This is a genomic window from Porphyromonas cangingivalis, assembly GCF_900638305.1.
Taxonomy (GTDB): domain Bacteria; phylum Bacteroidota; class Bacteroidia; order Bacteroidales; family Porphyromonadaceae; genus Porphyromonas_A; species Porphyromonas_A cangingivalis.
This window is the reverse complement of the sequence record NZ_LR134506.1, coordinates 2,115,810-2,129,900: the sequence shown is the minus strand read 5'-3', so window position 1 is coordinate 2,129,900 and position 14,091 is coordinate 2,115,810. Positions and strand designations below refer to the sequence as shown.

The window sequence follows — 14,091 nt, the reverse complement described above, 5'->3', positions numbered from 1 at the left end:
GGGACTATTGCTATATTTGCAGGGGACATGCGGATCCGGCAGTCCCGAGTTTTTGAGCAATTTATAATCAAGAGAAGACCTATGAGTTTCGAACATCTGCAAGACAATATCAACGCCTCTGAAACAAAGGAGGGCAAATATCCCCTATTGCTTTCTGTCGTGGAGGACTTCGTCTCCAGTGACGATCATCCCATCAGCAAGCTATCCAACATCGTGGCTGCCATACACGAAACCCTCCGTCCGTTATGGACGGGATTTTATGTCGTGATAGAGGATGAGCTCCAACTCTTCCCATTTCAAGGCCCTCTCGCCTGCACACGCATCAAGCATGGGAAGGGTGTCTGCGGACAGTCTTGGGCTCAGGACAAGGTATTGGTCGTACCTGATGTCGAACTATTTCCGGGGCATATCGCTTGTTCGTCGCGTTCGCGCAGTGAGATCGTCCTTCCGGTACACTCTTTGAAGGGCGAAGTGGTGGCAGTCTTGGACATCGACAGCGAAGAGGTCGGGACATTCGACGAAGTGGATGCGAAGTACCTGACCATGGTGTGCGATGCCTTGAGTACCCTGCCTTGGGCTCGTCTGCAAGAGATATGATCCGATAGGCCGGCCATAAACATAAAGCAAAACGGCGGAAGTCAGATGCTCTGACTTCCGCCGTTTTGTATCTTGTCTTGTTCCTTTAGAAGGAGTAACCCAAAGAAATGTAAGGCATATAAGGGAAGAATATAACATCACCATCCTCTATATGCAGGAATGGAGCAAAACCGGCTCTGAACATGAAGCCCCCCTTGACCGGTTGGTAACGATAACCAAAGGTCGTTGTCCCAATCAGCCTTGTATAGGTGTCTTTGGACTTACCTGAATCCGGTCCATAATCACGATCTCTGAAGAGAGACGAATAACCATGAAATAGAGTTGCCCCGGCACCTATCTCAAAGTAGTTGCCTCGCCGTCCCAACAAATAAGTCAGCTGGACAGGGACAGTGACGATTCCTGTGCTACCAAATCCTAAAAATGAAGCACCGACACGAAGTCCCAAACCATTGAGCTGACGTGCAAAACGGGTCTCAAAGTTGAAACTCAAAGGGCTTAATCCTGCCCCTCCGGCTTCGATAAAGAAAGACATGGGGATGACATCTGTCTTTTCCACAAAGGCAAGGCGTCTTTCGGCCTGCATTCGTGTGACGGTCATCGTATCTACTTGTTGCCACTCGGGCTTGTAATCTTGCGCCTTCGCCATAAAGAGCGATGAGGCTGCAAGGATGAGGGTGATGATGATCTTTTTCATAGTTTATGTGTTTAATCAATTATATTTCTTCTTGCAAATATATAAATATTATCAGAATTGGAAATAGATGAATGGTTGTACTTCTGCACTCTTTACCTGAAAGATGATGAAGATCACGATGGCGATATAGAGAGACTTGAGCACAAGCGGTGAGCGAGTGATACCACCTTCGAGACCATCAAGTGCTCTCTGTGGGAGGAGATGTGCGACATAACCGAAGAGCATGATCGCAAAGACTGTCGAATAGCCGGTGATGACTTCCCACATCAGCTCGGGATGAAACTCCGTGGTGATACGTACCAATATCTCTTGTACCTGAGCCATATCTGTCGCTCGGAAGAAGATCCACGAGAAGCAGACGAGGTGGAAGGTGCCGATCATCGAAAGGATCCTCCAGTGGGGCTTCATCTCATGGCCTTCGGTCTTGAGGCTCGGGAAGATCTGCATCATCAGTTTGTGGATCGCAAGGGCAACACCGTGGATCGCGCCCCAGAGCACAAAACGTAATGCAGCACCGTGCCAAAGCCCGCCGAGAAGCATGGTGATGAAGAGATTGAGGTAGGTGCGCCACTTACCTTTACGATTTCCACCGAGGGGGATATAGAGATAGTCTTTGAGCCATGTGGAGAGGGAGATATGCCACCTTCTCCAAAACTCGGTGATCGTTGCGGAGCGATAGGGATAGTTGAAGTTGATGTTGAACTTGAATCCCAGGAAGAGTGCAATACCTATCGCCATATCCGAGTAGCCGGAGAAGTCACAGTAGATCTGGAGGGCATAGCCGTATACGCCCATCAAGACCTCAAACCCCGTGTACAACTGTGGGGCATCGAAGATACGGTCGACAAAGTTGAGACTGATGTAGTCGGAGATTAGGGCCTTCTTGATCAGACCGGTGATGATGAGAAAGACACCTCGGCCGAGATCGGAATTGGTCACCACAGGCACACGATGTATCTGTGGGATGAAGTCGAGGGCACGCACGATAGGACCGGCGACGAGCTGTGGGAAGAAGGACACATAGAAGACATAGTCGATCCATCTCTTGAGCGGAGTGATGCGTCCTCTGTAAATATCGATGATGTAGCTCATCGTCTGGAACGTATAGAAGGATATCCCCACCGGCAGGAAGATCGGAAGCACAGTCCACTCCAGCTCTGCAAATGGAGCATAGCCTGTCCATGTGCCGATGGTGTGAAGGAGATTGACTCCGAGGTCTCCGAGGAAGTTGAAGTACTTGAAGTAAGAGAGGATGCCGAGATTGACACACATACTGAGGAGCAACCACAACTTTCGTTTCGTCGGTATCGTCTCTTTGGTCATCATCTTCGCAATGATGAAGTCGCTTGTCGCCGCAAGTATCAATAACAAGACATAGATACCGCTACTCTTGTAGTAGAAGAAGAGCGAAAATGCCACGACATACAAGATACGCAAACGGGGAGCGTGCCTCAAAAGTCCGTAGATCGTGAAGAAGCCTATAAACAATAAGAAGAACAACCCCGAAGAGAATATCATCGGAGACTCGGGATTGTACTTCAGCAGGTCAAGGATGCGGGCAAAGTCGAGTCCGCCAAAGAAGGATAAGATATCATCCATCATTTCGTAAGGGTATGTGTTGATTGCTGTTTCAGTCTGTTATAATTAGTGTATCATTCACTCCAATGCCTTCATCAGTGCCTCGGCCACGAGGTCCCCCAGATAGAGATAGCCGGAGACGGTGTAGTGGATGCCATCACGTGAGAGGTATTTGGCATCTTTCATGAGACGACTACCTTTGTCAAATCCCCCCATGAGTTGAAAGAGGTCGATGACACCGATCCGCTCTTGATCTGCCACTTCGTGAAGCACTTTGTGGACGGTCTCGATGGTCGGCACCGGTGCACCTTTCTTATTGTAAGCCACAGGAGGGGTGGTGAAGATAAAGACGGTGCGAGGGTGCTCCTTACGGAGAGCAGAGAGGAGGTTCTTGACGTCCTTGCGGAAGATATCAGCATCGCACTTGCCGATGGCCTCATTCGTCCCAAGGGAGATGATCATGAGGCGAGGCTTGAGCAAGCTCAGGTTCTGGACGAAGTGAGGACGGTTGAAGACCCTGAACATAGCACCATTGAGCGCAATGTCGTGGTAACGCACACCGTGTGCCTTCTTGAGATGAAGACTGAAGCCTGCATACTCCACCGATCCGGAAGTAGGGCGTTGTCCTTGCAATTGTATCTTATCCGTAGGGGAGACGAGGTCTATCGTATCCATGACATACTCCGTACCGTAGCCGTAGCCGGGTCTCGTCACCCCCTTTGCCCCCACGACGAAGAGTGATGGCGAACGAGCACTGCGACAGACGAGGACACGATCAAAAGTCCCTGAACGCACCGAGACATGAAACATCGGTGCGGACTTCTGTGTCTGAGTGAGGACGACCCCTCCCGGACCTACGAGAGGTGCGGGATTGACATAACTGATCTTCTCCGACTTCCAGTTTTTCCCCGTCGAAGTGATGCTGTAATCGAAGGGCTGGTTCGTCCTCGCCATCTTGTATGGGGTGAGCCAACCACGACCGGCATCACCATACTTGGCCTGCAGGCGTTCGCGTATGACCTGTGTCAGGTACCCCGACTGCGTGTGACTGTCACCGAGATGGATGACCTCCACGACAGAATTACCGGACTTGAGCCCCTCACGTATGGGTTGTAGCAGTGTTCTGAGATAGCCCTCCACGCCCTTATGAGAGAGAGAGTCTGCCGGAGCTCTGCCCTGCGCCATGCCTCCGATGACAGAGAGCCATCCCACCACCATCAGCAGGAGGGCACGCTGTCGGAATGTCCGGCATGGCCAATATATACTTGTCTTACTACAATGCTTCATAATACTTGTTTTCAAAATCAAATGCCTTGAGCATCTCCTCCGCCAGGCGTCGTCCCCCCTTGAAACTCATGTGGGTGTAGTCCTTCGCGGCCCACCCCTTGGAGACAAATGTGCCTATGCCTCCGAGTCTCTGCATGGCGGCATAGGTATCCCAGAAGACCACTCCCGTCTCCTGTGCCACACGGCGTTGCTCGGCGATGAAGTGAGACAGAGTCGGCATCGAGACAAACTTGCCCGACTCCCTCACCCCTCTGTCCGACACGCCCATGATGAGGATCGATGCATCGGGGAAGAGTTCTTGAAGGCGTTGTACCGCCTTTATCATAGTGTTTCCATAACTGCGATAGTTGCGTTGCTTGGTATTGGCAACATTCAGTCCGTATTGAAGGATGATCAGACGATAAGGACGCTCAGCCTGAAGTCCATATCCCAGATCCTTGTCCAGACTTGCAAAAGGGATACCGCTATTGCCTCTGAGCGAATGGTTGTCCAGCACCACACCTCTATCGGTCTCCAGCGACATTCCGTAAAATGTAGCCTCTGCGGCATTGTCTACCGAGAGTGCCACCTTTCCGGCAGAGATAGGGAACGTGTATTCGCCGATGGTCGTCATGGCCGGTAGGGTCAGCATCATTGTGCTGTCACCGGCCTTGTAGCTCACTTCTAAATCCTGAGGCGAGGCATAGTAAAGGCGTGTGACACTGCTTGCGACATCGGGAGCGTCCGAGAGCTCATACTCCACCGAAGCCTTGCCCGATGCTTTGAATGACCTTCCGGAGAGAGGGAAGGGGGACTTTGACTTTTGGAGCAGGGTCGTCTCCTTCCACCCCTTGCTTCTCTGCGTCACCCCTTGGCGATAACCACTGACCTGCGAATACAGAGGCATCCATCCTACCCCACCTCCGCCATAGCGTTGTTGCAGGAGATGACGGACGTCGAGAGTAAATATATCCGCTTCGATAAACGAATCCCCGAGGGCAGCAATATAGATCGGAGCATCCGACATCGTGCGCCCTTTGAGTCCATCGAAGAACGACTTCAACCCCGTATGTCCCGGAGAGAAGTCCTCGAAGAGCACCTCCTCGGCGGTCACACTGTCAGCGACATGACTCTCCTTGAGACTACGGTAGAGAGAGTCCTGTCGTGCCAACACACGGAGGGAGTCGTTGTGCATCGCAAGCAATCTGAGGCTGTCTCTCCTCTGCTGAGCCAAGAGGTCATCACCTTCGTCGCCCCCCAAGAACAGGCTGTCAGCATCGCTGCCCTTGTCTTGATCCACTCTCAGTTCGGAAAGGATATCCACTGGCTTCAGTTCGAACTCGCCCAACTTTGTCGGAAGGTAATACATCCCCACGACGATGAAGAGAACAATGACCAACATCACCCAAAGGGCAAACATTTTACTATTTTGCTGCTTTTCGCTCATTATATTTTTGAAAGATGTAAAGATTATACCCTATCCTTCACGAAGTCTCTCGTACAGAGCTCGGATCTCAGGAGAGTGCAAAGATAAAAAGAAGAAACGAATGAGTTTTCAATTTTACACCTTTTATGTCTGAATTTCAGAGAGATTAGCACAAACTTCAGTCTTCATCACAAAGTCCTCAAAGACAGCATCACTCGCCCACCATAAAAAAGTCGTAGGACTTGTTTCATCGATCCTTACGACTTTCGTCATCGAGTCGTAAGACTTGTTTTATCGCTTCCATGGACTTTTGGGGAGCGATCGCCTTACACCTAAAGTCATACGGATACATCAAGGGCGATACCGACATTCGAGAGTGTCGGTACCGCCCTTGGTGATTTACTTGTATGCAGGGGACGGCGGACTTATTCCTTCTCCTTTTCGTCCATGACTTGTTCCTCAGGCCCCATGGACTCAAGGTTGATGTGCAGAGCCTCTATCGAGATCAGTATCTCCTTGAGACACAATGCCAGCGAAAGTGCCAGCGAGATCATGCCGAGACCGAAGATCACTTCACCGGCCACCTGCCAGGTAATGTAGATGCAGAACATAGCCACCACACACAAGAGGAGGCTGCCCACCCCGAGCACCTGCATGGCACGGATGAGACGCAGACGGCGGTAGAGGTTGGCGATCTGTCCTCGTGTACGGGCGGGGTTGTCCGCACTCTGCTGCTGAAGGGTGCGCACGAGCTGAGCATAGGAGAGGAACCTATTGGTGTAAGACAAGAGGATGAGTGTGATCGCCGAAAAGAGGAGCGATGGTGTCGTCAGAGATAATGGTTGCATACGGTACGAGGTATTATGGTGTCACTTATTGAGATCTTCGTAGGGGTTCGCCCATGATGAGCCGATCGCCCCGAAACCTCTTTTACTTGTAAGACTTATCGAGAGAGCCACGGTGCACCTTCTCCCACTTCAAGCTGTCTATGGGTCGCTCGGGAGCATCTCCATTGACATGGCCGAAGCCGAGGACACAGACGACCTTGAGGTCCGAAGGGATGTCCAGCAGTCGGCGTACGTACTCTTCAGAAGGCTCTCCGTCGGGGCGGAAGCGTCCATCGACCTCAGCCCAGCATGAGCCAAGCCCCATATCCCAAGCCTGGAGTTGCATATAACCGGCTGCAAGAGCGGCATCTGCCATCCAGAGAGCACAGTCTTCGGGCGAAGAGAGGAGGACGACAGCGACAGGGACATCGGCAAGGAAGGCACAGCCTTTCTCCCTCAATGCGCCAAGGGCAGTGAGCCTCTCTCTGTCTTCGATGATGAGAAATCGTGTCGTATGCCTATTCATCGAAGAAGGGGCACGGAGACCGGCTTCGATGATGAGGGCGAGTTGCTCCTCGGTGACAGGGCGGTCTTTATGATAGATACGGATGCTACGGCGTGTGCGGATGGCATCGATGAGCTTTAAGTCTTTCATTATTTTATATCCATTTTATTGTACAACATTGACACAAAGATACAAAATCCGCTCAAACAAGACAGGCGACAGCAGAGCATCGAGCCCTACCGTCGCCTGCATCTTGGTGTATCTTGATCTGCGGTCAGGGGACAATCTTGATCGTGTCCGAAGGTGCAGCCCAAAAGCGGTCGACATCCGTCGTGAAGACCGCTTTGGATCTGTCGGAACGTACCCGGTCTCGGACCTTGGGGTCGGAGAGAAGATAGACATAAATCAGATCCGAAGTACCCGAGGTCTCGATATCGTATGCAGTGGTCTCTATCGAACTGAAGTAGTAGAGGTTCTTAGCCCAATAAGGGAGGAGGTAAGTATTGGTGATCTTCTCTCCATTGAGCCTGTGTATCTGCATCGGTTGGTCAGCGATGAAGCGTTCGCGCATCTCTCTGAGTGAGATAGGGGTACCGTTTTCGTCTGCGATATAGCAACCATTGTCCGAGTCTATCATCACCCACCGCTCTTGTTCGGGGAGCCATACGACGTTGACGACATGACAGTCACTGTCGGACTCATCCTCAGGCATACAGGTCACGACACGGTTGAAGATACCTTCGGCGAGGAGCAACTCATGCAGGAGGATGGAGTGCATACGGCAGTTGAAGCCACCCGGATTCTGCTTGCTCCACTCCCATAAGTCGATGGCGTTGTGCTTGGAAGGCCATGGATCAGAATTGTCGTGCTTGACCTGGGCGGCAATGCCCGCCAACTTAATGGCTTTGCTCCACGTGTCCGTACTCCCGACAAGCAGGCTGTCGAGACCGAAATAGTCGCGTATGGCCTGCGTACGCTCCACAGAAGAGATGTACTCGAAGTCAAATGAGATGGTATCGGGCTCGAAAGCTCCCGAAGTACGGAGAAGTTCGACACGGGATCCCTTATCCATGTCATTGACCCAGCCCTGCAGCTGTTCTTTGAACACATACCGTGCAAGGAGAATCAAGACGACCAGCAGAGCCAAAACAGATGCAATGGCAAGCCCCAAAATTTTTAGAAATTTCTTCATATTCGATACATTAATTAGATTTTGACGCAAAAGTATGCAAACACCATCCTCCCCACAATACCCGAATGGGTAAAAATGGCACGAGCCGAAAGAGAGTTCAGAGTGAAGTGTGTGAAAAGTGGTTGTACAGTACCCAGCCCCAGTTGATGAGGATGAGTGCAATGACGGCATACAGCACCGGTCTACGCCCCAGCAAGATCTCACATCTGTCGTATGTGCGGTACATCGTACGCTTGCGAGAGAGCAAATCCCACAAGAGCCAGAGTGGAAACACGATGAGAAGCACCAGATACAGCACCCCCAAAGGATTGAGCTTCAATGCTTCGAGCAGGTGACCATCCCATGCGGACAGCACGGCTCGTGTAGAGCCACAGGAGGGGCAAGGCACTTCGAACAAGCGTCTGAACCAGCAAAACACACCGCCCGAGGACTCACTCCCCCCGACCTTCCAAAGCCATAGATAAGCTCCCCCGAAGAGTATGATGGCAAAGGTATAAAAGCGACGTGGGCTCACCTGAGATGAAGCACCTGAAAGAGCCTCGCCATATTCTCTTCCTTTGTCGTACCCATGATGAGGAAGATGTCCACCAATGCCCACAAGGTCGCACCTCCGCAGGTGAATAGTTTGAGCAGACCCAATCCTACCTGTCCGAGATAAAAGCGGTCTGCACCGAGAGTGCCGGCAAGGAGTGACAAGATGAGTGCTATCGTGGGGTCTTTGTACTGCAAAAACTGTACGTTGCTGAACTGTGCTTCATTGGCACCAAGGAGGGCTTGCCTGATGAACGGGAGCTGGTTTTCAGGAAAAAACTTCGCAGACATCATCAGATATTGGTCTACTTTTTCGACATCCATAATCGTGTTGGGTGTTTAGATTTTGTATTATTAATTTGGCTCAAATATACAATAATTATCGCTTTTTCAAGTCTCATGATGTCGTTTCGAATCGGAATGTTTTCTGTCGACCGTTAGCATGTGGCGTGTCGAGGCTTTCACAAGTGAGAAGGCTGTAAAAAGGGCACTACGATCCCTATGAAATTATCTGAACAACTGCCAATTAGCACAGACACGAGGGGATCTCGGTGTGGATATTTGCGATTGAGGGTGTTATCATTGTCAAGATTGGGCGGAATTGGGTACATTTGCAATTAAAATAGAATGCTTGATACACTAAAAGAACCTCACAGCGTATCGTAAATGAAGGATTATAAGTACTTATACCATATCAACAGCCCTAAAGATCTCAAGCAACTGAAAGAGGAACAGCTCCCCGAGTTGTGCGCAGAGATACGGACATTCTTGTTGGACGAACTGAGCCGCAATCCCGGTCACTTGGGCGCAGGGCTCGGGGTCGTGGAGCTTACTGTGGCACTCCACTATGTCTTTGACCTGCCGGATGATAAGCTGGTCTGGGACGTGGGACATCAGGCTTATCCGCACAAGATACTCACGGGGCGCAGGGACAACTTCCACAGCTTGCGCAAGTGGGGTGGGCTCAGTGGCTTTACCCACCCTGCGGAGAGTGAGTACGATGCTTTTGTGGCGGGACATGCCTCCAACTCCATTTCGGCGGCACTTGGCCTGGCTGTGGCGGATCGTTTGGCGGGCAAGGACAATCAGGTCGTGGCGGTCATCGGTGATGGTGCCATGACGGGCGGACTTGCTTTCGAAGGGCTCAACAATGCCTGCACACACCCCAACAACCTCCTTATCGTCCTCAACGACAACAACATGTCCATAGATGAGAGCACCGGTGCACTCAGCCGTTATCTCGTCGACATCATCACGAGCAAGACGTACAATAAGGTGCGCCATGAGGGCTACAAGACGCTCAAAAACCTTAACCTCATCGACGAAAAGCGCAGATCAAGCATCCTTAGATTCAACAACAGCCTCAAAGCCCTCCTCAGCGACAGACATAACCTCTTCGAGGGCTTCAGCATCAGATACATAGGACCTGTCGATGGGCACGATGTCCAGGGACTCGTCCGTGTCCTCCGAGACATCAAGGACTTCGATGGCCCCAAGCTCCTTCACATTCAGACCGTAAAGGGCAAAGGCTATGCCCCTGCCGAAGAGAGTGCCGTCGTCTGGCACGCTCCGGGGTGCTTCGATGTGGAGACGGGACAGATCAAGGCCAAAGTGCCTCTTCCGGATGATCCGATGAAGTTCCAGGATGTCTTCGGTCATACCCTTGTGGAGCTGGCAGACATGGATGAGAGGGTCGTGGGGGTCACTCCGGCAATGCCTTCGGGGTGCTCGATGACTTATCTCATGAAGAAGTACCCCGACAGGAGCTTCGATGTGGGGATCGCCGAGGGTCATGCCGTGACCTTCTCGGCAGGGATGGCACTGCAGGGGGCGATACCGTTCTGCAATGTCTACTCGTCCTTTATGCAGAGAGGCTACGACCAAGTCATCCACGATGCCGCAATGCAGTCGGCACCCGTGATCTTCTGCCTCGACAGAGGAGGACTTGTGGGCGAAGACGGCATGACACATCATGGGGTGTACGACATCCCCTACCTGAGATGTATCCCAGGACTTACCCTCATGTCTCCATACGACGAAGAGGAGCTCAGGATGATGATGTACACGGCGTACAAGCACCACGAGGAAGGGCCTTTCGTCATCCGTTATCCGAGAGGTACGGGGTCTTGTCCACATTGGCGCACGGAATTCAGAGAGTTGCCACTCGGTAAGGCCGAGATCAAGCGACAAGGCAGTGACATCGTCTTCGTGAGCTATGGACCTCTCGGGAGCGAGGTGTCTAAGGTGGTCAGCAACCTTGTCGAAAAAGGATATGACCCGGGACACGTCAACCTCAGATTTGTCAAGCCCTTGGATGAGGAGTTGCTACTTGGACTCACGAAGACCTACAAGCACGTGATCACCATCGAGGATGGTGCGCTCATGGGTGGCATGGGGAGTGCTGTGCTGGAGCTCTTCTCGACACATGGTGCCATCGTCCCTGTGACACGATGGGGGATACCGGATACTTTTGTCAAGCAGGGTCGTGTGGACATCCAGCACGAACACTGCGGTCTGGATGTCCGGAGTATGGAAACGAAGGCTCTGGAGATATTGCAAAACGCTCGAACAAACTAAAATGAAGATACTCATAGCAGGTGCGGGAGAGGTCGGCACCCACCTTGCCAAACTACTTTCGACCGAAAATCACGACATCGTCCTCTTGGACAACGACCACAAGCGGCTGGAGTTTGCGCACGATGACAACTTCGACATCATGCCTGTGCTCGGCAATCCGACCTCGATGAAGGCTCTCGCCATGGCGGGTGCCGGAGAGGCCGAACTCTTCATCAGTGTCACCCCCGAGGAGAGTATGAATGTCGTGGCGTGCATCTTGGCATCGAAGTTGGGTGCGAAAAAGACCATGGCACGCATCAACAACAACGAATACCTCCAGCCGGACAAGAAGGCGTTCCTCGCTTCTCTCGGTATCGACGACATGGTCTATCCCGAGCTCCTGGCGGCGAAAGAGATCGCCTCGGGACTGAAGTTGCCTTGGACGCGTCAGTACTGGAGCCTCTTCGATGGCAAACTTGATCTTATCGCCGTCAAGATCGAGCCCCACTCAAGACTTGTGGGGCGACATCTGTACGAGTTGGGAGATCTGGAGACGAAGCTCTTCCACATCGTGGCGGTACGGAGACTATACCACACCATCATACCTACGGGTGCCGACATCATACAAGCCGGAGACATCGTCTTCTTTACGTGCGCTCCGGAGGATAAAGACACCGTGCGACAGTTTTGTGGGAAGGAGGACATACAGGTCAAGAAGGTGTTCATCATGGGTGGGAGCCGTATCGCGCTACGTGCGGCCGAACTCCTGCCATCGGACTTCAAGATCAAGATCATCGAACTTGATCACGACCACTGCAAACGCCTTATAGATGCGGCTCCGAGCAATGTCATGGTGATCAACGGTGATGCAAGAGACCCTCGACTCCTCAAGGAGGAGGGGATCGAGCTTTCGCAGGCATTCCTTGCCCTCACGGCCAATTCGGAAGCCAACATGCTGGCGACCGTGGCGGCAAAGCGTATGGGTGTCTACCGTACCGTCGCTCGCATCGAAAACATCGACTACCTCGACATAGCGGTACAGATGGACATCGGCAACCTTATCAATAAAAAGCTCCTTGCCGCAGCATCCATCTTCCGCCATTTGCTCAATATCGACGTCACCAACGTGAAGTGTCTCTCCATCGGTCAGGCAGATGTGTTGGAGGTCGTCGCCACACCGGCGTCGAAGATCACCAAGGCTCCGGTGAAAGACCTCAAACTACCCAAAGGCATCACCCTCGGTGGTCTTTTGCGCGAAGGGCAGGCCATCCTCATCGATGGTAACACGGTCATCCGCCCCAAGGATGTCGTGATGATCTTCTGTGTCGATACACCGATGTCTCGGATCAGGAGTCTCTTCGCTTAACACACAAGTCTAAGATAAATCGGACGATATGCCACAACGGATATTTGACAACCCTTCATTCTCAAGGAAGTTTAACTATCGCTACGTCGCCAAGATGATGGGCTTCTTGTGTACGATGCAAGTCCCGTTTTTGGTCATTGCCATCCTCATCTCGCTCTACTATCACGATGCAGGACTGCGACCGCTTGAGATCACCGCAGGACTGATGGCCGTGGTAGGACTGCTCCTTCTCTTCATCGGGCGCAATGCCAAAGACTACAATGCCGGACGGAGAGAGGGGATGTTGAGCGTGGCAATGAGTTGGTTTGTCGTCTCACTGATAGGGATGTTGCCCTATCTGCTGGGGGATTTTGTACCAACTTTTGCAGATGCCTTCTTTGAGACCATCTCGGGCTTTACGACGACAGGCGGGACGATCCTCACAGACATCGAAGCCCTCCCTCGGAGCATCCTCTTCTGGCGAAGTGTGACACAGTGGGTCGGCGGTATCGGGATCGTCGTCTTTGTCGTGGCACTCGTACCCATCATGGGCGGCAGTGCCTCACTTCTGTACAATAGCGAGACCACAGGTGTCACCCACGAACGCTTCCTGCCACGAGTGGGGATGATGGCGAAATGGGTCTCACTCATCTATGTCGGTCTGAGCATGCTCTGTGTCCTTCTCCTCTGGGCCGGCCCCATGGGACTTTATGATGCCGTCTGTCACGCCACGACCTGCATCTCCACAGGAGGCTTCTCTCCTCGCAATGCTTCTATCGCAGCGTACGACTCCTTCTATATACAGGTCATCACCGTCATCTTCATGCTCTGTGGGGCGACCAACTTCTCGCTCCTCTACTTTGCGCTCAGAGGGAGAGGAGCCAAGCTCTTTACGGATGTCGAATTCAGAGCCTTCCTTGCCATCATCGGTGTACTCACGCTGATAGCATCGTTGTTCCTATTCTTCAAGGGTGTAAAGCCCACTCTCTTCGAAGCGGTCTGGGGTGCATTCTATCACATCGTCAGTATCATCACCTCCACGGGGTATGTCTTGGATGACTACAACAACTGGTACCCCTTCTTCAGCTTCGTCATGCTCTTTGCGATGTTTGTCGGAGGTTGTGCCGGCTCTACCAGTGGGGGGCTCAAGGTCGCACGCTTCATCATCCTCGGCAAGAATCTCCGCAACGAGTTTCACAAACGCACACACCCCAATGCCATGCTCCCCGTCCGCATAGACGGACACCCCATACCCGGGAAGGTCGTCCATCAGGTCTTGGCCTTCTTCTTCGCCTACCTCTGCCTGATGATGATAGGCGCAGTGATTGTCAGCATGGATGGCTTCACTGTGGAGGAGAGCATCTCCGCTGCCTTGACCTCTATCTCGAACACAGGGCCGGGCATCGGCACTTTCGGTCCGGTGAACAACTTTGCGAGCCTCTCCTCACACTCCAAGATCCTCCTCAGCGTGATCATGGTCATGGGACGTCTGGAGATCTTCACCGTCCTCACCATCATCCTACCCAGCTTCTGGCGCAGCTAACGAAACAAACCACATAAAACCCATACAAACA

At 52.2% G+C, this 14,091-nt stretch carries 13 protein-coding genes; 4 read left to right on the top strand and 9 right to left on the bottom strand.

Going from position 1 to position 14,091, the window contains the following annotated elements:
- The first annotated feature begins 81 nt into the window (after positions 1-81).
- Positions 82-597 (top strand): GAF domain-containing protein, encoded by a 516-nt coding sequence (locus tag EL262_RS08930; RefSeq protein WP_174706352.1) that lies wholly within the window; start codon positions 82-84, stop codon positions 595-597.
- A gap of 85 nt (positions 598-682) precedes the next feature.
- Here EL262_RS08930 and EL262_RS08925 read toward each other — a convergent pair whose 3' ends face one another.
- The 9 genes from EL262_RS08925 to EL262_RS08885 all read right to left on the bottom strand — a co-directional run bounded on the left by EL262_RS08925 (position 683) and on the right by EL262_RS08885 (position 8,940).
- Entirely contained in the window at positions 683-1,291 is a 609-nt protein-coding gene (locus tag EL262_RS08925; protein ID WP_036851726.1) for a hypothetical protein, read from the bottom strand.
- Between the two features lie 51 nt (positions 1,292-1,342).
- Positions 1,343-2,893 (bottom strand): MBOAT family O-acyltransferase, encoded by a 1,551-nt coding sequence (locus EL262_RS08920; protein WP_420874817.1) that lies wholly within the window; start codon positions 2,891-2,893, stop codon positions 1,343-1,345.
- Positions 2,894-2,947: 54 nt separating this feature from the next.
- Entirely contained in the window at positions 2,948-4,156 is a 1,209-nt protein-coding gene (locus EL262_RS08915; RefSeq protein ID WP_078735488.1) for a GDSL-type esterase/lipase family protein, read from the bottom strand.
- The gene (locus EL262_RS08910) at positions 4,143-5,582 is read right to left on the bottom strand and encodes an SGNH/GDSL hydrolase family protein (RefSeq protein ID WP_126464412.1); all 1,440 of its coding nucleotides are present in this window, start codon (positions 5,580-5,582) and stop codon (positions 4,143-4,145) included. The genes EL262_RS08915 and EL262_RS08910 overlap by 14 nt, the downstream gene beginning before the upstream one ends.
- Positions 5,583-5,986: 404 nt before the next feature.
- The gene (locus tag EL262_RS08905) at positions 5,987-6,409 is read right to left on the bottom strand and encodes a DUF2721 domain-containing protein (RefSeq protein WP_025836804.1); all 423 of its coding nucleotides are present in this window, start codon (positions 6,407-6,409) and stop codon (positions 5,987-5,989) included.
- Between the two features lie 82 nt (positions 6,410-6,491).
- On the bottom strand, positions 6,492-7,043 hold the full coding sequence (locus tag EL262_RS08900) for a nitroreductase family protein (RefSeq protein ID WP_025836803.1): 552 nt from the start codon (positions 7,041-7,043) through the stop codon (positions 6,492-6,494).
- A 124-nt stretch (positions 7,044-7,167) separates the two neighbouring features.
- Positions 7,168-8,085: a transglutaminase-like domain-containing protein gene (locus tag EL262_RS08895; RefSeq protein ID WP_025836801.1), complete on the bottom strand. Its 918-nt coding sequence runs from the start codon at positions 8,083-8,085 to the stop codon at positions 7,168-7,170.
- A gap of 97 nt (positions 8,086-8,182) precedes the next feature.
- Positions 8,183-8,599, bottom strand: coding sequence for a DUF2752 domain-containing protein (locus tag EL262_RS08890; RefSeq protein WP_025836799.1), 417 nt, complete (start codon positions 8,597-8,599; stop codon positions 8,183-8,185).
- Positions 8,596-8,940 carry a TM2 domain-containing protein gene (locus EL262_RS08885; protein WP_025836797.1) on the bottom strand — a complete coding sequence of 115 codons (345 nt, stop codon included), beginning with the start codon at positions 8,938-8,940 and terminating at the stop codon, positions 8,596-8,598. The genes EL262_RS08890 and EL262_RS08885 overlap by 4 nt, the downstream gene beginning before the upstream one ends.
- 342 nt (positions 8,941-9,282) lie before the next feature.
- Between EL262_RS08885 and dxs the strand changes: the two genes are divergently transcribed.
- From dxs to EL262_RS08870, 3 genes are read left to right on the top strand one after another with little or no spacing between them, the layout of a single operon-like run.
- The gene (gene dxs, locus EL262_RS08880; protein ID WP_078735486.1) at positions 9,283-11,193 is read left to right on the top strand and encodes a 1-deoxy-D-xylulose-5-phosphate synthase; all 1,911 of its coding nucleotides are present in this window, start codon (positions 9,283-9,285) and stop codon (positions 11,191-11,193) included.
- A gap of 1 nt (position 11,194) precedes the next feature.
- Positions 11,195-12,538, top strand: a complete 1,344-nt coding sequence (trkA, locus tag EL262_RS08875) for a Trk system potassium transporter TrkA (protein ID WP_036844328.1) — start codon at positions 11,195-11,197, stop codon at positions 12,536-12,538.
- Between the two features lie 28 nt (positions 12,539-12,566).
- On the top strand, positions 12,567-14,060 hold the full coding sequence (locus tag EL262_RS08870; RefSeq protein WP_174706351.1) for a TrkH family potassium uptake protein: 1,494 nt from the start codon (positions 12,567-12,569) through the stop codon (positions 14,058-14,060).
- Positions 14,061-14,091: the final 31 nt, after the last annotated feature.